This is a genomic window from Pseudomonas sp. AP42 (assembly GCF_001728935.1).
GTDB classification, from domain to species: Bacteria; Pseudomonadota; Gammaproteobacteria; order Pseudomonadales; family Pseudomonadaceae; genus Aquipseudomonas; species Aquipseudomonas lactis.
In genome coordinates, this window is record NZ_LYSO01000017.1 from 24588 (window position 1) to 47819 (window position 23232).

26 protein-coding genes are annotated in these 23232 nt (G+C 61.3%); 14 read left to right on the forward strand and 12 right to left on the reverse strand.

Translation table 11 applies throughout. The features are described from left to right. Positions 1-20 precede the first annotated feature (20 nt). From A7K61_RS09190 to A7K61_RS09205, 4 genes are read left to right on the forward strand one after another with little or no spacing between them, the layout of a single operon-like run. Positions 21-455, forward strand: coding sequence for a DUF4426 domain-containing protein (locus A7K61_RS09190; RefSeq protein WP_047711995.1), 435 nt, complete (start codon positions 21-23; stop codon positions 453-455). Continuing rightward, complete coding sequence (gene rdgB, locus A7K61_RS09195) at positions 452-1048, forward strand: RdgB/HAM1 family non-canonical purine NTP pyrophosphatase (RefSeq protein ID WP_032894708.1); 597 nt, start codon at positions 452-454, stop codon at positions 1046-1048. Before A7K61_RS09190 ends, rdgB begins: the two co-directional genes overlap by 4 nt. Next, positions 1045-2247, forward strand: a complete 1203-nt coding sequence (gene hemW / locus A7K61_RS09200; protein WP_069557451.1) for a radical SAM family heme chaperone HemW — start codon at positions 1045-1047, stop codon at positions 2245-2247. Before rdgB ends, hemW begins: the two co-directional genes overlap by 4 nt. A 19-nt stretch (positions 2248-2266) precedes the next feature. Then, positions 2267-2590, forward strand: coding sequence for a DUF3392 domain-containing protein (locus A7K61_RS09205; RefSeq protein WP_003195099.1), 324 nt, complete (start codon positions 2267-2269; stop codon positions 2588-2590). Between the two features lie 138 nt (positions 2591-2728). Here the strand turns inward: A7K61_RS09205 and trmB are convergent, their stop codons facing one another. The 4 genes from trmB to A7K61_RS09225 form a co-directional block, all read right to left on the reverse strand. After that, positions 2729-3454: a tRNA (guanosine(46)-N7)-methyltransferase TrmB gene (trmB, locus tag A7K61_RS09210; protein ID WP_069557452.1), complete on the reverse strand. Its 726-nt coding sequence runs from the start codon at positions 3452-3454 to the stop codon at positions 2729-2731. Positions 3455-3463: 9 nt separating this feature from the next. Then, positions 3464-4258, reverse strand: coding sequence for a thiazole synthase (locus A7K61_RS09215; protein ID WP_003195103.1), 795 nt, complete (start codon positions 4256-4258; stop codon positions 3464-3466). A 54-nt stretch (positions 4259-4312) separates the two neighbouring features. Beyond that, a complete protein-coding gene (gene thiS / locus A7K61_RS09220; RefSeq protein WP_032894705.1) occupies positions 4313-4513 on the reverse strand; it encodes a sulfur carrier protein ThiS in 201 nt (66 codons plus the stop codon). A 79-nt stretch (positions 4514-4592) separates the two neighbouring features. Then, entirely contained in the window at positions 4593-4967 is a 375-nt protein-coding gene (locus A7K61_RS09225) for a DUF423 domain-containing protein (protein WP_014720336.1), read from the reverse strand. A 74-nt stretch (positions 4968-5041) separates the two neighbouring features. Here A7K61_RS09225 and mtgA point away from each other — a divergent pair, with 74 nt between their 5' ends. Continuing rightward, complete coding sequence (mtgA, locus tag A7K61_RS09230; RefSeq protein ID WP_069557453.1) at positions 5042-5764, forward strand: monofunctional biosynthetic peptidoglycan transglycosylase; 723 nt, start codon at positions 5042-5044, stop codon at positions 5762-5764. Between the two features lie 300 nt (positions 5765-6064). Here the strand turns inward: mtgA and rpoH are convergent, their stop codons facing one another. The 4 genes from rpoH to ftsY all read right to left on the reverse strand — a co-directional run bounded on the left by rpoH (position 6065) and on the right by ftsY (position 10137). Continuing rightward, positions 6065-6919, reverse strand: a complete 855-nt coding sequence (gene rpoH / locus A7K61_RS09235) for an RNA polymerase sigma factor RpoH (protein WP_005792286.1) — start codon at positions 6917-6919, stop codon at positions 6065-6067. Between the two features lie 130 nt (positions 6920-7049). Then, a complete protein-coding gene (gene ftsX / locus A7K61_RS09240; RefSeq protein ID WP_047712000.1) occupies positions 7050-8072 on the reverse strand; it encodes a permease-like cell division protein FtsX in 1023 nt (340 codons plus the stop codon). Beyond that, positions 8069-8740 carry a cell division ATP-binding protein FtsE gene (gene ftsE / locus A7K61_RS09245; protein ID WP_003213784.1) on the reverse strand — a complete coding sequence of 224 codons (672 nt, stop codon included), beginning with the start codon at positions 8738-8740 and terminating at the stop codon, positions 8069-8071. The genes ftsX and ftsE overlap by 4 nt, the downstream gene beginning before the upstream one ends. After that, positions 8737-10137, reverse strand: a complete 1401-nt coding sequence (ftsY, locus tag A7K61_RS09250) for a signal recognition particle-docking protein FtsY (protein WP_047712001.1) — start codon at positions 10135-10137, stop codon at positions 8737-8739. Before ftsY ends, ftsE begins: the two co-directional genes overlap by 4 nt. 232 nt (positions 10138-10369) lie before the next feature. Here ftsY and A7K61_RS09255 point away from each other — a divergent pair, with 232 nt between their 5' ends. From A7K61_RS09255 to A7K61_RS09270, 4 genes are all read left to right on the forward strand, one after another. After that, entirely contained in the window at positions 10370-11725 is a 1356-nt protein-coding gene (locus A7K61_RS09255) for a pitrilysin family protein (RefSeq protein ID WP_069557454.1), read from the forward strand. Next, the gene (locus A7K61_RS09260) at positions 11718-13208 is read left to right on the forward strand and encodes a pitrilysin family protein (RefSeq protein WP_032894697.1); all 1491 of its coding nucleotides are present in this window, start codon (positions 11718-11720) and stop codon (positions 13206-13208) included. The genes A7K61_RS09255 and A7K61_RS09260 overlap by 8 nt, the downstream gene beginning before the upstream one ends. Next, complete coding sequence (rsmD, locus tag A7K61_RS09265; protein WP_044269606.1) at positions 13208-13813, forward strand: 16S rRNA (guanine(966)-N(2))-methyltransferase RsmD; 606 nt, start codon at positions 13208-13210, stop codon at positions 13811-13813. The genes A7K61_RS09260 and rsmD overlap by 1 nt, the downstream gene beginning before the upstream one ends. Positions 13814-13925: 112 nt before the next feature. Then, complete coding sequence (locus tag A7K61_RS09270; RefSeq protein WP_069557455.1) at positions 13926-14924, forward strand: hydrolase; 999 nt, start codon at positions 13926-13928, stop codon at positions 14922-14924. A 116-nt stretch (positions 14925-15040) separates the two neighbouring features. Here A7K61_RS09270 and A7K61_RS09275 read toward each other — a convergent pair whose 3' ends face one another. Continuing rightward, the gene (locus tag A7K61_RS09275) at positions 15041-15895 is read right to left on the reverse strand and encodes a sulfurtransferase (RefSeq protein WP_069557456.1); all 855 of its coding nucleotides are present in this window, start codon (positions 15893-15895) and stop codon (positions 15041-15043) included. A gap of 33 nt (positions 15896-15928) precedes the next feature. Beyond that, complete coding sequence (locus A7K61_RS09280; RefSeq protein WP_005792294.1) at positions 15929-16600, reverse strand: TetR/AcrR family transcriptional regulator; 672 nt, start codon at positions 16598-16600, stop codon at positions 15929-15931. Positions 16601-16745: 145 nt separating this feature from the next. Here A7K61_RS09280 and A7K61_RS09285 point away from each other — a divergent pair, with 145 nt between their 5' ends. The 5 genes from A7K61_RS09285 to A7K61_RS09305 all read left to right on the forward strand — a co-directional run bounded on the left by A7K61_RS09285 (position 16746) and on the right by A7K61_RS09305 (position 21334). After that, positions 16746-18173, forward strand: a complete 1428-nt coding sequence (locus A7K61_RS09285; RefSeq protein ID WP_069557457.1) for a coniferyl aldehyde dehydrogenase — start codon at positions 16746-16748, stop codon at positions 18171-18173. Between the two features lie 29 nt (positions 18174-18202). After that, complete coding sequence (locus tag A7K61_RS09290) at positions 18203-18748, forward strand: hypothetical protein (protein WP_044269617.1); 546 nt, start codon at positions 18203-18205, stop codon at positions 18746-18748. A 53-nt stretch (positions 18749-18801) separates the two neighbouring features. Continuing rightward, the gene (locus A7K61_RS09295) at positions 18802-20397 is read left to right on the forward strand and encodes a GMC family oxidoreductase (RefSeq protein WP_069557458.1); all 1596 of its coding nucleotides are present in this window, start codon (positions 18802-18804) and stop codon (positions 20395-20397) included. Between the two features lie 103 nt (positions 20398-20500). Beyond that, positions 20501-20980: a pantetheine-phosphate adenylyltransferase gene (coaD, locus tag A7K61_RS09300; protein WP_003195136.1), complete on the forward strand. Its 480-nt coding sequence runs from the start codon at positions 20501-20503 to the stop codon at positions 20978-20980. 102 nt (positions 20981-21082) lie between these two features. Then, positions 21083-21334 carry a YfhL family 4Fe-4S dicluster ferredoxin gene (locus tag A7K61_RS09305; RefSeq protein ID WP_003195146.1) on the forward strand — a complete coding sequence of 84 codons (252 nt, stop codon included), beginning with the start codon at positions 21083-21085 and terminating at the stop codon, positions 21332-21334. A gap of 132 nt (positions 21335-21466) precedes the next feature. On the opposite strand, the gene mutM is transcribed toward A7K61_RS09305, so the two are convergent. Further along, positions 21467-22279 (reverse strand): bifunctional DNA-formamidopyrimidine glycosylase/DNA-(apurinic or apyrimidinic site) lyase, encoded by an 813-nt coding sequence (gene mutM / locus A7K61_RS09310; protein ID WP_044269621.1) that lies wholly within the window; start codon positions 22277-22279, stop codon positions 21467-21469. A gap of 21 nt (positions 22280-22300) precedes the next feature. Next, entirely contained in the window at positions 22301-23113 is an 813-nt protein-coding gene (locus A7K61_RS09315; protein ID WP_171905467.1) for an HDOD domain-containing protein, read from the reverse strand. Positions 23114-23232 lie beyond the last annotated feature (119 nt).

Genomic DNA, 23232 nt, shown 5'->3' on the forward strand with positions numbered 1-23232 from the left:
CATCTTCAAGAGGGACGTTCATGAGTCGTTTGGCTATTTTTCTATTGACCGCATGCCTGGGCGCCAGCGCCATGGCCGCCGACACTATCGACGCTAATCGCAAGAAAGACTTCGGCGATATCACCGTTCATTACAACACCTTCACTTCAAGCTTCCTGCCACCCGAGACCGCCCAGAAAGTCGGCGTGGTGCGCAGCAATGAGAAGGGGTTGATCAACGTGACCGTGATCAAGGGCGTAAGCCCGGTGGCCGCGCAAGTCACCGGTACCATCAAGGACCTGGGTGGCAAGAGCGAGATCCTGACGTTCAAGCAGATCGAAGAAAAAAACGGCATCAGCTACCTCGCGCCCTACTCGGTGACCCAGCGGGAATACAAGACGTTTACCATCAACGTTGAAACCGGCGGCAAGGCCCACGGCTTCCAATTCAACCAAGAACTGTTCCCGGCCCAATGATGAACCTTACCCAACTCGTACTCGCCAGCCACAACGCCGGCAAACTCAAAGAACTGCAGGCCATGCTCGGTGAGTCTGTGCAACTGCGTTCGATCGGTGAGTTCAGCCAAGTCGAACCGGAAGAGACCGGCCTGTCGTTCGTCGAGAATGCCATCCTCAAGGCCCGCAATGCCGCGCGTATCTCTGGCCTGCCAGCCCTGGCGGATGATTCGGGCCTGGCCGTGGATTTCCTCGGCGGCGCCCCTGGCATCTACTCGGCCCGTTACGCCGACGGCAAGGGCGACGCGGCCAACAACGCCAAGCTGCTCGACGCCCTTAAGGACGTGCCGGAGGCCGAGCGTGGTGCGCAGTTCGTCTGCGTGCTGGCACTGGTGCGGCACGCCGATGACCCGTTGCCGATCCTGTGTGAAGGCCTGTGGCACGGGCGCATTCTGCAAGCCGCCAGCGGTGAGCATGGGTTTGGCTATGACCCGCTGTTCTGGGTGCCGGAGCGCAATGTCTCCAGCGCCGAACTGAGCCCGGCCGACAAAAACCAAATCAGCCACCGCGCCCGCGCCATGGCGTTGCTGCGCCAGCGCCTGGGTTTGAAATGACCCAGAACACCTCTGCGCAGCCGCTGATCCACGGTGGCGCGCAAACACCACGGGCGGCCCTGCCCCATCTGCCGCCCCTGGCGCTGTACATCCACATTCCGTGGTGCGTGCGCAAATGCCCATATTGCGACTTCAACTCCCACACCGCGAGCAAAGTGCTGCCGGAAGAAGAGTACGTGGACGCCTTGCTGGCCGACCTGGACCAAGACCTGCACGCCGTTTATGGCCGTGAACTGAGTTCGATTTTCTTCGGCGGCGGCACGCCCAGCCTGTTCAGCGCCGCCGCGCTGGGGCGCTTGCTCAAGGGCGTTGAAGCGCGCATCCCGTTTGCCGACGATATCGAGATCACCCTGGAAGCCAACCCCGGGACGTTCGAACAAGAGAAGTTCGTGGCGTACCGCAAGCTGGGGATCAATCGCCTGTCCATCGGCATCCAGAGCTTCCAGCAAGAGAAGCTTGAAGCCCTGGGCCGCATCCACAATGGCGATGAAGCCGTGCGCGCCGCCGGCATGGCGCGCCAGGCCGGGTTCGACAACTTCAACCTGGACTTGATGCACGGCTTGCCCAACCAGTCTCTGGAGGACGCCTTGGGCGACCTGCGCCAGGCCATTGCACTCAAGCCCACGCACCTGTCCTGGTACCAGTTGACCCTGGAACCCAACACCGTGTTCTGGAACCAGCCACCCGCGCTGCCGGAAGACGACACGCTGTGGGATATCCAGGAAGCCGGCCAGGCGCTGCTGGCCGAACACGGTTACGCACAATATGAAGTCTCGGCCTACGCCCAACCGGGGCGGCCGGCGCGGCATAACCTCAATTACTGGAGCTTTGGTGACTTTATCGGCATCGGCGCCGGCGCCCACGGCAAGCTCAGCCACCCGGACGGGCGCATCATCCGCACCTGGAAAACCCGTGCACCGAAGGACTACCTCAACCCGGCCAAAAGCTTCCAGGCCGGCGCGAAAGAACTGACCAACGATGAACTGCCGTTCGAGTTCCTGATGAACGCGCTGCGCCTCACCGAAGGGGTTGATGCCAAGCTCTACGCCAAGCGCACCGGCCTTGATCTGGCCAGCCTCGACGAAGGCCGCCGCGAGGCAGAACAAAGTGGATTAATGCAGGTCGAACCGTCACGCCTGGCGGCCACCGACCGCGGGCAACTCTTTCTCAATGACCTGTTGCAGAAGTTTTTGAGCTGATAGCTCTTAAGGAAATCGAATGGATCTGGTACTCGACCTGCTCGCCACCGTATCCCGCTGGAGCCGTAGCAACCTGTCGGAAATCTCGTTGGCCCTTGTAGGCTGTTTGCTGGTGCTGTTCGGCGCTGACATCAAGGGCTGGGTCGAAGCGCGCCTGGGCAGCATCGCCGGCGCCTTGCGCGTACCCTTGATGGCCCTGCTGTGCCTGATCGGCAGCGGCGCAGCGTTGATCTACGCCACGCCGTGGATTGTGCGGGGGTTGAGCCAGTTCAATAACTACAGCCTTGCACCGGTGTTGATCGTGGTGCTGGTGTTGATTGGCGTTGTTGCAGACCGCCGCTGACCCAGCAGGCATTACAAAACACATGTGGGAGCTGGCTTGCCTGCGATGCAGACACCTCGGTGTATCAGTGAAACCGAGGTGATGCTATCGCAGGCAAGCCAGCTCCCACATTTGATTGCGTTTCAAGTTGATGACTGTTTAAGCCAGCTTCTCGAACTTCAAATCCCACACCCCATGCCCCAATCGCTCGCCACGGCGCTCGAACTTGGTGATCGGCCGCTCGGCCGGGCGTGGCACGCATTTGCCGTCTTCGGCCAGGTTGCGATAGCCAGGGGCAACGTTCATCACTTCCAGCATGTATTCCGCGTACGGTTCCCAGTCGGTGGCCATGTGCAGGATGCCGCCCACTTTCAGCTTGCTGCGTACCAGCTCCGCGAAGGAGGCCTGGACGATGCGGCGCTTGTGGTGACGGGCCTTGTGCCATGGGTCGGGGAAGAACAGCATCAGGCGGTCGAGGCTGTTGTCAGCGATGCAGCGGTTGAGCACTTCAATCGCGTCACAGTCGTAGACCCGCAGGTTTTTCAGGCCTTGGGTCAGCACACCGTTGAGCAGTGCGCCGACGCCTGGACGGTGAACTTCCACGCCGATGAAATCCTGCTCCGGGGCGGCCGCAGCCATTTCCAGCAGGGAATGGCCCATGCCGAAACCGATTTCCAGGGAACGTGGGGCTGAACGGCCAAACACCTGGTCGTAGTCCACCGGCGCATCGGCCAGGGGCAACACGAACAGCGGCGTGCCCTGCTCCAGGCCCTTTTGCTGGCCTTCGGTCATGCGACCGGCGCGCATCACAAAACTCTTGATGCGGCGGTGCTTGGACTCGTCGCCCTCTTCCCCGGTGTTCGGCGTTTCGTTTGATTCAGTCATCAATAGCTCTTACTTGATCAGACCATCCAGCGGCGAAGAGGCGCTGGCATAGAGTTTTTTCGGCATGCGCCCGGCGAGGTAGGCCAGGCGGCCCGCGACGATGGCGTGGTTCATGGCTTGGGCCATCATGATTGGTTGCTGGGCATGGGCAATGGCCGAGTTCATCAGCACCGCGTCGCAGCCCAGCTCCATGGCGATGGTCGCGTCGGAGGCAGTGCCCACGCCCGCATCCACCAATACGGGGATCTTGGCTTCTTCGAGGATGATCTGCAGGTTGTACGGATTGCAGATACCCAGGCCGGAACCGATCAGACCGGCCAGCGGCATCACCGCGATGCAGCCGATTTCTGCCAGTTGGCGCGCGATGATCGGGTCATCGCTGGTGTACACCATCACATCGAAACCTTCCTTGACCAGGGTTTCGGCGGCCTTGAGGGTTTCGATCACGTTGGGGAACAGGGTTTTCTGGTCGGCCAGCACTTCCAGCTTCACCAGGTTGTGGCCGTCGAGCAGCTCACGGGCCAGGCGGCAGGTGCGCACGGCTTCGATGGCGTCGTAGCAGCCAGCGGTGTTTGGCAGAAAGGTATAGCGCTGCGGCGACAGCACTTCGAGCAGGTTCGGCTCGCCCTCGATCTGGCCGAGGTTGGTGCGGCGCACGGCGAAGGTGACGATCTCGGCACCCGAGGCTTCGATGGCCAGGCGGGTTTCTTCCATGTCGCGGTACTTGCCGGTGCCGACCAGCAGACGGGACTGGTAGGTACGACCGGCCAGGACGAAAGGCTTGTCGCTACGAACGATGCTCATGGGAAATCCTCTGGTTGGATGAGGTTCTGCAGAATGCGTTGCGGCCGTGGCGGGCTAGCCGCCGCCGATGGCGTGGACCACTTCGACCTGGTCGTTTTCTTTCAGCGAGGTCTCGGCGTGCTGGCTACGCGGGACGATATCCAGGTTGAGCTCCACTGCGACGCGACGCCCGGTCAGGTCCAGACGGGTCAGCAGGGCCGCAACGGTTTCACCGTCGGGCAGTTCATAGGGTTCGCCGTTCAACTGAATGCGCATGCCACGGGCCGCCATCGTTTTTAGGGGCCCGCATTCTAGCGCGATTGGAACCTGAAGGTCAGCTCCAAGCGTCAAGCGGTCAAAGCTGCAAGCGCCACGCCGCCAGGCCCAGGAAGAACCAGCCGAGCAGGAACGCCAGCCCGCCAAACGGCGTGATGATCCCCAGTTTACTGATGCCGGTCATCGTCAGCACATACAGGCTGCCCGAGAACAGCAGGATACCGACGGTAAACGAAATACCCGCCCAAGTGACCAGCCGGCCCGGAATATGCGCCGCCAGCAAGGCCACGCCGAACAGTGCCAGGGCATGCACCAACTGGTAGGTCACGCCGGTATGGAAGATCGCCAGGTAGTCGGCGCTCAGGCGGTTTTTCAGGCCGTGGGCGGCGAACGCGCCCAGCGCAACGCCGGTAAAGCCGAAAAAGGCAGCCAGCATCAGAAAGCTACGCAGCATGGGGAACTCCAGTCAGACTCATCGGGCAGGGTCTGTATAATGGCCCGCTCAACGGGTTCGGCCAAGCCATCTCTATGCTGCGTGTCCTCTTCAAACGCTTTCTCAACGTCGTGAAATGGTTTGCCATCAGCAGTGTGTTGCTGGTGCTGCTGTTTCGTGTGGTGCCGCCGCCGTTCACTGCGCTGATGGTGGAGCGCAAGGTTGAGTCCTGGATAGATGGCGAACCCATTGACCTGCAACGCAGCTGGGTGCCGTGGGATGAAATCTCCGACGACCTCAAAGTGGCGGTTATGGCCGGGGAAGACCAGCGCTTCCCGCAACATTGGGGTTTTGATTTCGGCGCGATCCAGGCGGCGATTCTGCACAACGAACGCGGCGGTTCGATTCGCGGTGCCAGCACCCTGAGCCAGCAGGTGTCGAAAAACCTGTTTCTGTGGGCCGGGCGCAGCTATTTGCGCAAAGGCCTGGAGGCGTGGTTTACCGGCTTGATCGAGGTGTTGTGGCCCAAGCAGCGGATTCTTGAGGTGTACCTCAACAGCGTGGAATGGGATGAAGGTGTGTTTGGCGCAGAGGCGGCGGCGCGGCACCATTTTGGCGTGAGTGCCAAGGGGCTTTCGCGGCAGCAGGCCAGTTACCTGGCGGCGGTGTTGCCTAATCCACGGGTGTGGAGTGCCAGCCATCCGACGGCGTATGTGGCACGTAGAGCGGCGTGGATTCGTCAGCAGATGAGCCAGCTCGGTGGGGATGGATATCTGGTGGAACTGAACAACTCTCGAAAGGCACCTTGGTCCGACTGACACAATATGGCTCCAGTGACTGCCTGACAGCCTATGCTGATCTAACTGAAGCGCCGCGATCCAAATGTGGGAGCGGGCTTGCTCGCGAAAGCGGTGGGTCAGTCAACATCAATACTTGCTGGGCCGACGTCTTCGCGAGCAAGCCCGCTCCCACCTTTGATCTTCGTTGCTTTGAGTATTGCGGTCGCTTAACTAACCGGCATTAAGTTACACAGAAAGCCGAGCTAGGCTTGAGACTTTTCGAACACATACAAAAATGCCCCGATCTTTCGAACGGGGCATTTTTTTGTTCGCTGCGTTTTAGGCGGCGATCGACAACTTCAGCTTGTTCATCGCGCTTTTCTCAAGCTGACGAATCCGCTCGGCCGACACGTTGTACTTCTGCGCCAGGTCGTGCAGCGTGGCTTTTTCTTCTGCCAGCCAGCGCTGGTAGAGGATGTCACGGCTGCGCTCGTCCAGCACTTCCAGCGCTTCGTGCAGGTTGTGGTTGGAGTTGTCGCTCCAGTCGGCGTCTTCCAGTTGACGCGCCGGGTCGTACCGGTGGTCTTCCAGGTAGTTGGCCGGCGATTGGAAGGCGCTGTCGTCATCCGCTTCGGCGGCTGGGTCGAAGGCCATGTCATGGCCGGTCAGGCGGCTTTCCATCTCGCGCACTTCACGCGGCTCCACGCCGAGGCTTTCGGCCACGCGGTGGACTTCTTCGTTGTTGAGCCACGCCAGGCGTTTTTTCTGGCTGCGCAGGTTGAAGAACAGCTTGCGCTGAGCCTTGGTGGTGGCCACTTTCACGATGCGCCAGTTGCGCAGGATGAACTCGTGGATTTCCGCCTTGATCCAGTGCACGGCAAACGACACCAGGCGCACGCCCATTTCAGGGTTGAAGCGCTTTACAGCCTTCATCAGGCCAACGTTGCCTTCCTGAATCAGGTCGGCCTGGGCCAGACCGTAGCCGCTATAGCTACGGGCGATATGTACGACAAAACGCAGGTGGGCGAGCACCATCTGCCGAGCCGCCCCCAAATCCTGCTCATAGTAGAGACTCTCGGCCAGTTCACGCTCCTGCTCGGGCGTCAGCAATGGAATGCTGTTGACCGTGTGCACATAGGCTTCCAGGTTCGCACCCGGGACCAAGGCATAAGCAGGTTGCAAAGAAGTGGTCATACGAAAAAACCTCCGACTCACATAACTCGTGCAGTTCAGCACTGCGAAAATTGACCTGGGAACCGTAGGACAAGTTCCCTAAACCGCTGATACGGTCAATACAAACGAAACCACATTAATCTGGCATTAACTACTTCGGCGCCAGCTCACGTAAATGCCGCGCTACCGCAATCCAGGCACCGATATACCCCAACAAGACCGCGCCAAGCAAGAGACTCAGACCATCGGCTACCGGCACACCGGCCAGGGCAAAGTCACTGCCATACAAACCGGCCAGCCCGACAACCGCGTCGTTCAGCCAATTCAGGCCAAACGCCAGTACGCCCCAGGACAACACCCCGGCACCCAGGCCATACAGCGCGCCCATGTACAGGAAAGGACGACGTACATAGCTGTCCGTGCCGCCCACCAGTTTAATCACTTCTATCTCGGTGCGACGGTTTTCAATATGAAGACGAATGGTATTACCTATCACCAAAAGTAATGCAGACACTAATAACACCGTCAGACCGAACACAAAGCGGTCACCCAGCTTGAGGATTGCGGCCAGGCGCTCCACCCAGACTAGATCAAGTTGGGCCTGTTGCACCTTCGGCATCTCTGCGAGTTTTTGTCGCAGGGCTTCCAGCGCCGGCTTGTCGACCTCGTTCGGCGTTACCAGCACCACGCCCGGCAGCGGGTTCTGCGGCAGCTCCTTGAGCGCCTCGCCCAGGCCGGATTGCTGCTGGAACTCTTCAAGGGCCTGGTCGCGGCTGATGTACTCGGCCTCGGCCACCCCCGGGATGTTCTTGATGTCATCGCGCAGCGCTTCGCCTTCCTTGCTGCTGGTGTCCAGGTTCAGGTACAGCGAAATCTGCGCCGCCCGCTGCCAGGAACCGCCCAGGCGCTCCACATTATTAAGCAACAGCGACAAGCCCATCGGCAGGCTCAAGGCCACGGCCATGACCAGGCAGGTGAAAAAGCTGCCGATCGGTTGCTTGCCCAGGCGACGCAGGCTGTCCAGCAGGCTGGCGCGATGACTTTCGATCCAGGCGTGCACCAGGGTGCCGAAGTCCGGGCCGTCGTCTTCGTCGTGTTTCTTCTTTTTCGGTTGCGGGTCGGCCGGCTTCGGAGCCACCCGTTCTGATACTTTAGGGCTGCGTGTAGCACTCATACGCCAGCCTCCCCATCGCCGATCAGGCGGCCGCGTTGCAGGGTCAGCATGCGATGGCGCATGCGCGCAATCAGGGCCAGGTCGTGGCTGGCGATCAAGACGCTGGTGCCCAGGCGGTTGATGTCTTCGAACACCCCCATAATCTCGGCCGCCAGGCGCGGGTCGAGGTTACCGGTGGGTTCGTCCGCCAGCAGCAAAGCCGGGCGATGGACGATGGCGCGGGCAATACCGACGCGCTGTTGCTGACCGGTGGACAGATCCCCCGGGTAAAGGTCGGTCTTGTCCGACAACGCCACGCGCTCCAGCGCCGAATCCACGCGCTTGACGATTTCGGCTTTGGACAGCCCGAGAATCTGCAGCGGCAGCGCGATGTTGTTGAACACCGTGCGATCGAACAGCAACTGGTGGTTCTGGAACACTACGCCGATCTGGCGGCGCAGAAACGGAATTTGCGCATTGCTGATGGTAGCCAGGTCCTGGCCCGCCAGCAGCAACTTGCCGGTGGTCGGGCGTTCCATGGCCAGCAACAGGCGCAACAGCGTGCTTTTGCCAGCGCCCGAGTGGCCGGTGACAAACAAAAACTCGCCGCGACGCACGCGAAAGCTCAGCTCATGCAGGCCCACATGCCCGTTGGCATAGCGTTTACCGACCTGTTCGAATCGAATCATGAACGCTCCCGCTCGGCAAACAGTGCCTGTACAAAGGGTTCGGCTTCAAAGGTGCGCAGGTCGTCGATGCCTTCACCGACGCCGATATAGCGAATCGGCAACCCGAACTGTTTGGCCAGGGCGAAAATCACACCGCCCTTGGCCGTGCCGTCGAGCTTAGTCAATGCCAAGCCGGTTAGCTGCACCGTCTGGTTGAATTGCTTGGCCTGGCTGATGGCGTTCTGGCCAGTACCGGCGTCGAGCACCAGCAGGACTTCATGGGGTGCATCGGCGTCGAGCTTGCCGATCACGCGGCGCACTTTCTTCAGTTCTTCCATCAAATTGTCTTTGGTGTGCAGGCGGCCGGCTGTATCGGCGATCAGCACATCAATGTTGCGCGCCTTGGCGGCTTGCACGGCATCGAAAATCACCGACGCAGAGTCGGCACCGGTGTGCTGGGCGATCACCGGGATCTTGTTGCGCTCACCCCACACCTGCAACTGCTCGACGGCCGCGGCACGGAAGGTGTCGCCGGCGGCGAGCATGACTTTCTTGCCTTCACCCTGCAGCTTCTTGGCCAGTTTGCCGATGGTGGTGGTCTTGCCAGCGCCGTTTACGCCTACCACGAGGATGACGAACGGCTTTTTCGGCGTGATCACCAGCGGCGCTTCAACCGGTTTGAGCATGGCGGCCAGCTCGGCCTGCAGGGATTTGTACAGCGCATCGGCGTCGGTCAACTGCTTGCGCGCGACCTTCTGCGTCAGGCTCTGGATGATCACGGCGGTGGCTTCGACGCCCACGTCGGCGGTGAGCAGACGGGTCTCGATGTCTTCCAGCAGTTCGTCATCAATGACTTTCTTGCCCAGGAACAGGCTGGCCATGCCTTCGCCAATACTGGCGCTGGTCTTGCTCAGGCCCTGCTTGAGGCGGGCAAAGAATCCGGTTTTGCTGGTTTCGGTTGCGGCAACGGCGGGTTCTGGCTCGATAACGGCAGGTGCAGCGACAACCGGTGCAGGCACTTCAACGACGGGCGGTGCTTCTGCCACAACCTCTACCGGCGCCGGCTCAACCACTGCAGGAATCGGCGGCACGACGTGCTCGGCCTGAACATCCTCCACCAACGCCACAGGCTCTTCGGCCACGGGCAGCTCCAACCAGGGCTTGTGCTCGGGCTCAGGTTCCGGCTCCGGCTCGGCCTCGACGACCGGCTGCAACACCGGCTCAGCCATCGGCAACACCACCGGTACAGGCGTCTCGGCAACCGGTTCGGCTTCTATTACGGGTTCAGGGGTCGGTTCAGCGTGAACCTGTGGCTGTTCGACGACGGTTTCCTGCGGCTTTTTGCGCAGCCATCCGAACAGGCCTTTCTTCTCGCCAGCCGCAGCTGGGGTCTTCTTGTCGTCGTTGGAACCAAACATGGAGACGGCTATCTCAAGGTAGCGACGCGCAACAGGGCGCGCCGGTAAATAAAATTCGATGCGTAACAGACTGTTTTTTAGCCAGCTCGTTCATGCGCAACATTTTGTAAGGCCTAAATAGGGCCTTCACAAGACAGCCGCAGTGGCCGTCCTTAAGTCGGACCAGTATCCTAGCACCTCCTCGCCCGCCGACGCTAAGACCAAGCGGGCAGCCCAACAGGTTTAAAAACGAATGAATGCTCTAGCCCGCCGCGCCGCAGGCCTGCTGTTCAGCACAGTTTGTCTGCCTCTCTCAGCTTTGGCTGCCGATCCACAACCCACCCATGAATTCACCCTCGATAACGGCCTTAAAGTGGTCGTGCGCGAAGATCATCGCGCGCCAGTGGTGGTTTCCCAGGTCTGGTACAAGGTTGGCTCAAGCTACGAAACCCCGGGCCAGACCGGTTTGTCCCACGCCCTGGAACACATGATGTTCAAGGGCAGCGCCAAGGTTGGCCCCGGCGAAGCCTCGCTGATCCTGCGCGACCTGGGCGCCGAAGAAAATGCGTTCACCAGCGACGACTACACCGCGTATTACCAGGTATTGGCCCGTGACCGCCTGGGCGTGGCCTTCGAGCTGGAAGCCGACCGCATGGCCAGCCTGCGCCTGCCGGCCGACGAGTTCAGCCGTGAAATCGAGGTCATCAAGGAAGAACGCCGCCTGCGCACCGACGATAACCCCATGTCCAAGGCGTTCGAGCGCTTCAAGGCGATGGCGTTCCCGGCCAGCGGCTACCACACGCCGACCATCGGCTGGATGGCCGACCTGGACCGCATGAAGGTCGAGGAACTGCGCCACTGGTACCAATCCTGGTACGTGCCGAACAACGCCACCCTGGTGGTGGTCGGCGACGTGACCCCGGACGAGGTGAAAAACCTCGCCCAACGTTACTTCGGCCCGATCCCCAAGCGTAACGTGCCGCCGGCAAAAATCCCGATGGAACTGGCCGAGCCCGGCGAGCGCCTACTGACCCTGCACGTGCAGACCCAACTGCCGAGCGTGTTCCTGGGCTTCAACGTACCCGGCCTGGCCACCGCTGAAGACAAACGTTCGGTGCAGGCCCTGCGCCTGATCTCGGCCCTGCTGGACGGCGGCTACAGTGCACGGATCTCCGAGCAGCTGGAACGCGGTGAGGAGCTGGTGTCCGCCGCTTCCACCAACTACGACGCCTATACCCGTGGCGACAGCCTGTTCACCCTCTCGGCCACGCCGAACCAGCAGAAGAAGAAAACCGTCGCCCAGGCCGAAGCCGGCCTGTGGCGCCTGCTCGATGAGTTGAAGGCCAAGCCACCGACCGCCGAAGAACTGGAGCGCATCCGCGCCCAAGTGATTGCCGGCCTGGTGTACCAGCGTGATTCCATCACCAGCCAGGCCACGGCCATTGGCTCCCTGGAAACGGTCGGCCTGTCCTGGAAACTCATGGACACCGAGCTTGCCGACCTGCAAAGCGTGACCCCGGAAGACATCCAGAAGGCTGCACGCACCTATTTCACCCGCGAACGTCTGAGCGTCGCCCATGTTTTGCCTGAGGAGACCGCTCATGAGTGATCGCAAAAACAGCCGCCTGATCCTGCCCGGCCTGATCGCCGTCACCCTGATGGCGGCCAGCGCCGTTTACTTCTTGCGCCCCAGCGAGTCGGTCGCCAGCCAGGCCCTGGACAAGGCCCAAACGGCCAGCACCCTGCAATCCCTGGCGGAACTGGATGGCAAGGCGCCGACCAACCGTAAGCTCGACGTACAAACCTGGACCACCGCCGAAGGCGCCAAGGTGCTGTTCGTCGAAGCCCATGAATTGCCGATGTTCGACATGCGCCTGCTGTTCGCCGCCGGCAGCAGCCAGGATGGCGACGTGCCAGGCCTGGCGCTGATGACCAACGCCATGCTCAACGAAGGCGTGCCGGGCAAGGATGTCAGCCAGATCGCCAGCGGGTTCGAAGGCCTGGGGGCCGACTTTGGCAACGGCGCCTACCGCGACATGGCGCTGGTGACCCTGCGCAGCCTGAGCGACAGCGCCAAGCGTGACGCAGCCCTGTCACTGTTCAACCAGGTGATCGGCCAGCCGACGTTCCCGGCAGATTCCCTGGCACGTATCAAGAACCAGATCCTGGCCGGGTTTGAGTACCAGAAGCAGAACCCCGGCAAACTGGCGAGCATCGAGCTGTTCAAGCGTCTGTACGGCGACCACCCTTACGCGCACCCGAGCGAAGGCACCCCCGAGAGCGTGCCGAAGATTACCCTGGCGCAGTTGCAGGCGTTCCACGCCAAGGCCTATGCGGCGGGTAACGCGGTGATTGCGGTGGTGGGCGACCTGACCCGCGCCGAAGCGGAAGCCATGACGGCCAAGGTGTCCGCCTCGCTGCCCAAGGGCCCAGCCATGGCCAAGATTGCCCAGCCGACCGAGCCAAAAGCCGGCCTGAGCCGGATCGAGTTCCCATCCAAGCAGACCCACCTGCTGTTTGCGCAGTTGGGCATTGACCGTGCCGACCCGGACTACGCAGCCTTGTCCCTGGGTAACCAGATCCTGGGCGGCGGCGGCTTCGGCACCCGTTTGATGAGCGAAGTGCGGGAGAAACGCGGCCTGACCTACGGCGTGTACTCCGGCTTCTCACCGATGCAGGTGCGCGGGCCGTTCATGATCAACCTGCAGACCCGCGCCGAAATGAGCGGTGGCACCTTGCGCCTGGTGGAGGACGTACTGGCTGACTACCTCAAGACCGGCCCGACGCAAAAAGAACTGGATGACGCCAAGCGCGAGCTGGCCGGCAGCTTCCCGCTGTCCACCGCCAGCAATGCCGATATCGTCGGACAGTTGGGCGCCATGGGTTTCTACAACCTGCCGCTGAGCTATCTGGAAGATTTCATGAAACAATCCCAGGCCCTGACCGTCGATCAGGTCAAGGCTGCAATGAACAAACACTTGAGCGCCGACAAGATGGTCATCGTGACCGCCGGCCCGACGATTGCGCAAAAGCCACTACCGCCCCCCACTGATAAACCTGCCGAGCAGCCGCTCGGGGTTCCGGAGCATTAATGGCCAGTTCATCTCGCCCGAAAAAACCTGTCCACAACGTGCATAACGGTGTGGGCCAACTGCGCATCATTGGCGGTGAATGGGGCAGCCGCAAGCTGAGCTTCCCCGACGTCGTGGGCCTGCGCCCGACGCCCGACCGCGTGCGCGAAACCCTGTTCAACTGGCTCGCGCCGTACATTGGCGGGGCCAAGGTGCTGGACCCGTTCGCTGGCAGCGGCGCGCTGTTCCTGGAGGCGCTGTCCCGTGGCGCGGCCCAGGGCCAGGCGCTGGACGCCAGCAATGTGGCGGTGTCCAGCCTCAAGGAGCACCTGGGCACGCTGCGTTGCACCACCGGCCAGGTGCAGACGGCCGACGCGCTGCGCTACCTGGAAACCCAGGCAGCCACTGAATACGACGTAGTGTTCCTCGACCCGCCGTTCAACCAGAATCTGCTGCCGGCCGTCTGCACCCTGCTGGAAGAACGCCAGTGGCTGGCAGCGGATGCCTGGATCTACACTGAGAGCGAGACCGCGCCCTCCACGCTCGGCCTGCCAAGTGGCTGGCGCCTGCACCGGGAGCAGAAGTCCGGGCGGGTGTATTACGCGTTGTGGCATCGCGCCCTCTAGGAGCGAGCTTGCTCGCGAAGGTCAAACAGGCGACACGGGCTGTCTGACAGCGCCGCGTTATCGTTAACGTTTTTCGCGAGCAAGCTCGCTCCTACACGGCAGCGGGTAATTCATGATTCCATCTACAGACCGCTTCAAACCCGCCTTCGGCCTCGGCAACCCCCACTTGCAGACACTGTGGGGGCCGCTGTGGCGGCCGACCACCCACATCGAACGCCAACGCGAGCGCTTGTGGCTGGACGACGGCGATTTTCTCGACCTCGACTGGCATGGCCCCCATGACGTGCAAGCGCCCTTAGTGCTGGTGCTGCATGGGCTGACCGGCTCGTCCAACTCGCCCTACGTGGCCGGCCTGCAAAAAGTCCTGGCCGCCCAAGGATGGGCCAGCGCTGCGCTGAACTGGCGTGGTTGCTCGGGCGAACCCAACCTATTGGCTCGCAGCTATCACTCCGGCGCCAGCGAAGACCTGGCAGCCGCGATTGCTCATCTGCGCGCCAAGCGGCCATTGGCGCCCTTGTATGCCGTGGGTTATTCCCTGGGTGGCAATGTGTTGCTCAAGCATTTAGGGGAAACCGGCCAGGCCTCGGGCTTGCAGGGCGCCGCGGCGGTGTCGGTGCCGTTTCGCCTGGATCAATGCGCCGATCGCATCGGCCTGGGGTTCTCGCGGGTGTATCAGAAGCACTTCATGCGCGAGATGCTCGCGTATATCCGCGTCAAGCAACGCCAATTCCTGCAGGACGGTCGTGAGGATGGGCTCAAAACCCTGGAGGCCCTTGGCTCCCTGGAAAAGATGCGCACGTTCTGGGACTTCGACGGGCGGGTAACCGCGCCGCTGCACGGTTTCATCAGTGCTGAAGACTACTATCGCCGCGCGTCGAGCCGTTATTACTTGGGCGATATCCGTACGCCCACGTTGATTATCCAGGCGGCCGATGACCCGTTTGTATTTGCGCACAGCTTGCCTGACGCCAGTGAGCTGTCGGACTGCACCGAGTTCGAGTTGCTGGCCAAGGGCGGGCATGTGGGGTTTGTGGAGGGTTCGCTGAAGCGTCCTGGTTACTACCTGGAACGCCGGATCCCGCAGTGGCTTCAGACCCAGTACGGTCAATAGTGTGGGAGCTGGCTTGCCTGCGATAGCGGTGGGCCAGCCAATGTTGAGGTGGCTGACACTCCGCTATCGCAGGCAAGCCAGCTCCCACATTTTGAGCAAGTGTTCACACCGATCGTTTAGTCGCCCGTTGCTATTTCCCGGGCTGGGTCAGTAATCCACTCACTCCACGACCCCGCATACAACTTGCCCAGCGGGTACCCCGCCAGGCTCAACGCAAACAGGTTATGGCACGCCGTCACCCCAGACCCGCAATACGCCACCAATTCCTGCGCCGGGCGCCCTTGCAACTGCGCGGCAAAGCGCTGCTTGAGCTGCTCGGCCGGCAGGAAGCGGCCGTCGCTGCCCAGGTTTTCACTGAACGCCGCGCACTGCGCGCCGGGGATATGCCCGGCAATCGGGTCGATGGGCTCTACTTCGCCACGAAAGCGCGGCTGGGCGCGGGCGTCGATCAAGGTCAGGCCGGGTTGGCCCAGGCGTTTTTGCAGGTGTTCGGCATCCAGCAACAGGCGATGATCCGGCGTACCGACGAAGGTACCTGGCTCAACCACAGGCGCGTCCAGGCTCAGGGGGAAACCCGCGGCATGCCAGGCCTTGAGGCCACCATCCAAGATAAACACGCCATCACGCTTGCCCAACCAGGCCAGCAACCACCAGGCACGGGCGGCGTAGGCACCGGGGCCGTCGTCATACAGCACCACATCGGTATCGGCGCTGATGCCCCAGGCCCGCAGTTGCCTGGTGAGCGTGTCCGCCGCCGGCAAAGGATGACGACCGGTCACGCCCTTGGTCACCGGGCCGCTCAGGTGGCGCTCAAGGTCGGCGTATTGCGCGCCCTCGATATGCCCTTCGGCGTAACTGCACAAGCCGTAGTCCGGGTCTTCCAGGGCAAAGCGGCAATCCAGGATCACCCACCCGCTCGACTGTTGGCGCTCGGCCAATTGCTGGGGGCTGATCAGTTGGGCAAGCGGCATGACTGACTCCTGTGAATACAAAGGGGAAAGGTCTTACTTCACTTCTTCCAGTGCCTGATTCAACGGCACGTAAAACTCTTTGAACAAGGCGTCCACCGCCTCTTTGGCTTGCGGCGTGACAAACCCCGCCTCCAGCACCAGCACCTGATAGACCCCACGCTTGATCGCCTCGGCGCTCAGGTGGGTGGATTTTTCATTGGTGGTGCACAAAAAGCGCACCCACGAAGTGAGGATGATCCAGGCATTGAGGGTCAGGGCTTCGGTTTGCACCGGGTCCATATTGAGAATGCCGGCGTCGACAAAGCCTTGGTAGATGGCGCCGCCCTGGATCAGGCAACGCTGGGAAAAACGCCGGTAGCCGGTCGCCAGTTCCGGGTCGCTCTCCAACAGGTGTTCGAGGTCGCGGTGCAGGAAGCGATAACGCCACATGCCGGCCAATACGGCTTGCAGGTAAAAGCGCTTGTCCTCCACCACCATCGTGCGTCCCTGGGGCGGACGCAGGAAACTGTCTACCAACGCTTCATATTCGCGGAACAGCACGGCGATGATCGCCTGCTTGTTAGGGAAGTGGTAGTACAGGTTGCCCGGGGAAATTTCCATGTGGGCGGCAATGTGGTTGGTACTGACACTGCGCTCGCCCTGCTGGTTAAAAAGCTCCAGGCTGGTTTGCACAATGCGCTCGCTGGTCTTTACTCGTGGTGCCATAGGGGATCAGCTTCTATACACGGGATGGGGCATCTTACGGCCTAACCCGGCCAGGATAAATCTGGATGTTACTGCAATGTTATTTGACAATTTAGAGCAATGACTCTAAAAATCCAGGCAGACCAATAACAATCGGTGCCGCGCCATGTCTGCCAACGTTGCCTACCTGCAAGATTCCCAGGCGCTGGATCAACTCCAGGACCTGTTCGACGCCCAACGCCGCGCGTATGCCGCCAACCCGATGCCGCCGGCCGGGCAGCGCCAGCAATGGCTCAAGGCCCTGAGAGATCTGCTGAGCGACGAACGCCAGGCGCTGATCGATGCGATCAGCGAGGATTTTAGCCATCGCAGCGCCGACGAAACCCTGTTTGCCGAATTGATGCCCAGCCTGCATGGCATTCACTACGCGAGCAAACACCTCAAGGGCTGGATGAAACCTTCCCGCCGCGCTGTAGGCATTGCCTTCCAGCCCGCCTCAGCCAAAGTCATTTACCAGCCACTGGGCGTCGTCGGCGTCATCGTGCCGTGGAACTACCCGCTGTACCTGGCCATCGGCCCGTTGGTGGGGGCGTTGGCTGCCGGTAACCGGGTGATGCTCAAGCTCAGTGAGTCTACGCCGGCTACCGGTGAGCTGCTCAAGGCGTTGCTGGCCAAGATCTTCCCTGAGGACCTGGTGTGCGTCGTGCTGGGCGAAGCTGACGTGGGCATGGCGTTTTCCAAGTTGCGCTTCGATCACCTGCTGTTCACTGGCGCTACCAGCATAGGCAAGCACGTGATGCGTGCGGCGGCCGAAAACCTCACGCCGGTGACTCTGGAGTTGGGCGGCAAATCGCCGGCGATCGTTTCGACCGATGTGCCGCTCAAGGACGCCGCCGAACGCATCGCCTTCGGCAAAGCCTTGAACGCCGGGCAAACCTGCGTGGCACCGGATTATGTGCTGGTACCGGAAGATCGTGTAGAGGGCTTTGTCGAGGCGTATTCCAAGGCCGTTCGTGGGTTTTACCCGACGCTGGCCGACAACCCGGACTACACCGCCATCATCAACGAACGCCAACTGGCTCGGCTCAATGCCTACGCCAAGGACGCTACCGACAAGGGCGCCACCTTGATCCCACTGTACGAGCAAGGCCAGGCGCGGCGAATGGCTCACAGCCTGCTGTTGAATGTCAGCGACGACATGACCGTGATGCAGGACGAAATTTTCGGTCCGCTCCTGCCTATCGTGCCGTATCGCGGCCTTGACCAAGCCTTTGCCTACATCAACCAGCGCCCACGCCCATTGGCCCTGTATTACTTCGGCTACAACAAAGGCGAACAAGCCCGGGTGCTCCACGAAACCCATTCCGGTGGTGTATGCCTGAACGACACCTTGCTGCACGTCGCCCAGGACGATATGCCGTTCGGTGGCATCGGCCCGTCGGGCATGGGCCATTACCACGGTCACGAAGGTTTCCTGACGTTCAGTAAGGCCAAGGGTGTGCTGGTCAAACAGCGCCTGAACGCGGCGAAGTTGATCTACCCGCCCTATGGCAAGTCGATCCAGAAGCTGATCCAGAAGCTGTTTATCCGCTGATAACCGCCACCTTCGGGACAATAAAAACAATGAACCCCAGCCTGACTGATTCACCCGCGCTGTCACGGCGCGGCGTCTTGAAAATCGGCCTGTGTGCCAGCGCCTTCCTCGCCACCGCTGGGCTGGGCGCCAGCCTCAGCGGTTGCTCCAGCAGTACGCCGGCCAGCGGCTTTGCGATGTTGCGCACCAGCGACTTGCCGTTCTTACGGGCGGTGATCCCGGTGTTGCTGGAAGGCGCGGCCAGCGCCGAGCAAGTGTTTGCCGGCATTGAGGACACCCTGAAAAAGCTCGATTACAGCCTGCAGCACTTGTCGCCCGAGATGTTCAAGCTCACTCAGCAATTATTCGACGTGCTGGCAATGGGCATCACCCGCGGCCCGCTGACCGGTATCTGGGGCAGTTGGGAAAATGCCAGCAGCGAACAGATCCGCAATTTCCTGCACCGCTGGGAAAACAGCTACCTGAACCTGTTGCGCATGGGCCAGGGCTCGCTGCTCAAGCTGGTGATCATGGCCTGGTACTTCCGGCCCGAGTCCTGGGCCCATTGCGGCTACCCCGGCCCGCCGAAGATCTAGCCTGGGCAATCTTCCAAGATTGCATCTTCCTACAAGAATAAGAGAGCACACCTATGCCCGTACCCGATCTGTTCCGCGACGGCCTGGCCCGTGGCTGGAAAACCCACAATGGCGCCGCCCTGGATAACGACCTCACCCTGGAAGCAGATGTCGCCATCATCGGCAGCGGCGCCGGGGGCGGTACCACCGCCGAAATCCTCAGCGCCGCCGGCTACAAAGTGTTGCTGATCGAAGAAGGCCCGCTCAAGACCAGCAGCGACTTCAAGCTGCTGGAAGACGAAGCCTACGCCAGCCTTTACCAGGAAGGCATCGGGCGGATGAGCAAGGACGGCGCTATCACCATCCTGCAGGGCCGGGCCGTGGGCGGTACTACGTTGATCAACTGGACCTCCAGCTTTCGCACCCCCGATGCCACCCTCTCGCATTGGGCCAGCGAATATGCGGTCAAAGGGCACAGCAGCGCCGAAATGGCGCCTTGGTTCGAAAAAATGGAACAGCGCCTGGGCATCGCGCCGTGGGCGCTGCCGCCGAATGCCAATAACGATGTGATCCGCAAAGGCTGCGAAAAGCTCGGCTATAGCTGGCATGTGATCCCGCGCAATGTGCGCGGCTGCTTCAACCTGGGGTACTGCGGCATGGGCTGCCCGGTCAACGCCAAGCAGTCAATGCTGGTGACGACCATCCCGTCCACCCTGGAACAGGGCGGCGAACTGCTTTACCTGGCTCGCGCCGAGCGACTCATCTACAGCGGCGACACCATCAGCAGCCTCGAATGCGTGGCCATGGACGAGCGCTGCGTAGCGCCCACCGGGCGCAAGATCAGCGTGAAAGCCAAGCACTATGTGCTGGCGGGCGGCGGCATCAACAGCCCGGCCCTGCTGATGCGCTCGGACGCACCCGACCCGCACTCGCGGTTGGGCAAGCGCACCTTCCTGCACCTGGTCAATTTCTCCGCCGGGCTGTTCGACGAGGTGATCAACCCCTTCTACGGCGCGCCGCAATCCATCTACTCCGACCATTTCCAATGGCAGGACGGCACTACCGGCAAAATGTCCTACAAACTGGAAGCACCACCCTTGCACCCAGGCCTGGCAAGCACCCTGTTCGGTGGCTACGGCAAGCAGAACGCCTTGGACATGAACCAATTACCCCACACCCACGCCATGCTCGCCCTGCTGCGCGACGGTTTTCACCCCGACAGCCCAGGCGGAACCGTGGAGTTACGCGGTGACGGCACGCCAGTGCTCGACTATCAGGTCTCGCCCTACGCCTGGGACGGCCTGCGCCGGGCCTTCCACAGCATGGCCGAGATTCAGTTCGCGGCGGGGGCCAAATCGGTCAAGCCCTTGCATCACGACGCGCGCTTCGTGAACAACCTGGCCGAAGCGCGCAGCGTGATCGACGGTCTGAACCTGGAACTGCATCGCACCACCCTGGGCAGTGCCCACGTGATGGGCGGTTGTGCCATGGGTGAAGATCCAAAAAATGCCGTGGCCGATAGCCTGGGTCGCCACCATCAGTTGCGCAATCTGTCGATCCACGACGGCTCGCTGTTCCCCACCAGCATTGGCGCCAACCCGCAATTGTCGGTGTACGGATTGACCGCGCAACTGGCGAGCGCATTGGCCGAACGTCTGAAAACGGCATGAAAAGACAGGGTATTCACGGTATCTATCTACATAAGTCGACTTGGCCCACCGGTAATGCTGCGATACCATCCGGTTCCCCAACGGACTCCGCCAGGACGACGCGATGAACCGAGTGTTGTACCCAGGTACCTTCGACCCGATTACCAAAGGCCATGGCGATCTGGTCGAACGCGCCTCTCGCCTGTTCGACCATGTGATCATCGCGGTCGCGGCCAGCCCCAAGAAAAACCCGCTGTTTCCCCTGGAACAACGTGTGGAGCTGGCGCAAGAGGTCACCAAGCACCTGCCAAATGTCGAAGTAGTGGGCTTTTCGACATTGCTGGCGCATTTTGCCAAGGAGCAGAACGCCAATGTGTTCCTGCGTGGCCTGCGCGCGGTGTCGGACTTCGAATACGAATTCCAGCTGGCCAACATGAACCGCCAATTGGCGCCGGACGTCGAAAGTCTGTTCCTTACGCCGTCGGAGCGTTATTCGTTCATTTCCTCGACGTTGGTTCGTGAAATCGCCGCTTTGGGCGGAGATATCACCAAGTTCGTCCACCCAGCCGTGGCCGATGCGCTGACGCTACGCTTCAAGAAGTAAGGCTGCTCGGTCGGTGCCTGCTCGCACTGCGGGCGCCAATGCGGCACAATTGCGCGCATTAGTTTTCAGATGCCTTGGCAGAGTGCCCTGGCAGGAGTTTCCATGTCCCTGATCATCACCGACGATTGCATCAACTGCGACGTCTGCGAACCCGAGTGCCCGAACGCCGCCATTTCCCAGGGCGAAGAGATCTATGTGATCGACCCTAACCTGTGCACCCAGTGCGTCGGTCACTACGACGAACCGCAGTGCCAGCAGGTATGCCCGGTGGATTGCATTCCGCTGGATGAGGCACACCCTGAGACTGAAGAGCAGTTGATGGAGAAGTACCGCAAGATTACCGGTAAGGCCTAAGCCTCTTCATTGCCCGTAAAGGCCTCTTCGCGAGCAAGCCCGCTCCCACATTGACCGAGTTTCTTCAGGTTAAATGCAGTCAAATGTGGGAGCGGGCTTGCTCGCGAAGGCTGCATCAGCCCTCCGCACCATTCAGCTCTGACACTTGGGGCAAAACACACTCGCCCGCTGCCCCAGCACCACATTGCGCAGCTCAGTACCGCAGACCTTGCACGCCTCGCCGCCCCGGCCATACACGAACAGTTCCTGCTGGAAATACCCCGGCTGCCCATCGCCACCGATAAAGTCGCGCAACGTGGTACCGCCCCGCTCAATGGCAGCGGCCAGCACCCGCTTGATCTCAATCGCCAGCTTCAAATAACGCCCGCGTGAAATCCCCCCGGCGGCGCGGCGCGGGTCAATCCCCGCCGCAAACAGCGCCTCTGTCGCATAGATATTGCCCACGCCCACCACCACCGCGTTGTCCATGATGAACGGCTTCACCGCCATCGACTTGCCGCGAGACAGCTGGAACAAGCGCTCGCCATCAAACAGGTCGGTCAACGGCTCTGGCCCCAGCCGCATCAGCAACTCATGGTTGTGCGGGTCGAGGCTCCAGAGCATCGCGCCGAAACGCCGCGGGTCGGTGTAGCGCAGGGCCATACCCGATTCCAGCTCAATATCCACATGTTCATGCTTGGCCGCCGGCATGCCGACTTCCACCAGGCGCAAGTTGCCCGACATGCCCAGGTGGCTGATCAAGGTGCCCACTTCGGCATTGATCAACAGGTACTTGGCCCGGCGCTCCACCAGCACGATGCGCTGCCCCGACAGGCGCACATCCAGGTCTTCCGGAATCGGCCAGCGCAGGCGCCGCTCACGCACCACCACGCGGCTGACGCGCTGGCCTTCCAGGTGCGGGGCGATCCCGCGGCGGGTGGTTTCGACTTCTGGTAACTCGGGCATGTGTACCTCTTGAATAACGGGTCAGTGCGCGCCCAGTTCGCGGATCGACAACTTCAGGCTCTCGAAGTCGTAGTCCGACAGGCCCACGTAATCCAGCACCAGATGGCCGATGGCATTCCACTCATGGTCCACCGCCTGGTTACCCAGTACGCGATAGGACGAACAGATATGCTCGGCCATCTTCAAAATGGCCAGCAGGTTCTTGAGCTGCGGGTTGCGCGATGTCTCATCGCTGAAAATCGCCAGAGCGTTGTGGTGATTGGCGATGGCGTCGGTCACATGCTCCGGCAGGCGCCAGGACTTGGCGGTGTAGTAGCCAACCACCGCATGGTTGGTGTGGAACGCTTTGTTTTCGGTGTCGACCACGCGGCAATCCGGGCCGGCATTGGCGTAGGCTTCTTCCAGTACCGCCATGTAATTGGGGAAGCGCTTGAGCATCAGCGGCACGCCACAATCATGGAACAGGCCCAAGGCATAGGCTTCGTCCACGGCCTGGGAGCCAGTGCGCTTGGCCAGGGTGAGGCAGGTCATGGCCACATCCTGGGCAGTGTCCCAGAAGCGGTTGAGGGTGACGATGGTGTCGTCGCACATCTCGCCCTTGATCGACTGCGCGTTGATCAGATTGATGATCGAACGGCTGCCCAGCAGGTTCACCGCACGCTGGATCGAAGCGATCTTGTTGCTCAGGCCGTAATACGGCGAATTGACGATCTTGAGCAGCGCGCCGGACAAGCCCGGGTCCTGGGAGATCAGCCGCGCAATCACTTCCAGGTCCGGGTCGGGCATGTACTGCTCCATCTGCAAATCCACCATGATTTGCGGTTGAGGCGGCACGCTGATGCCTTGCAGGGCCTGTTGGATCTGCTCGGGGGAAAGCTCTTGGGACATAAGTACACACTCTGGGCTAGGCGCGAATTCTACCCCTTATGCAGACGTGGCCGACACCCAAAAAC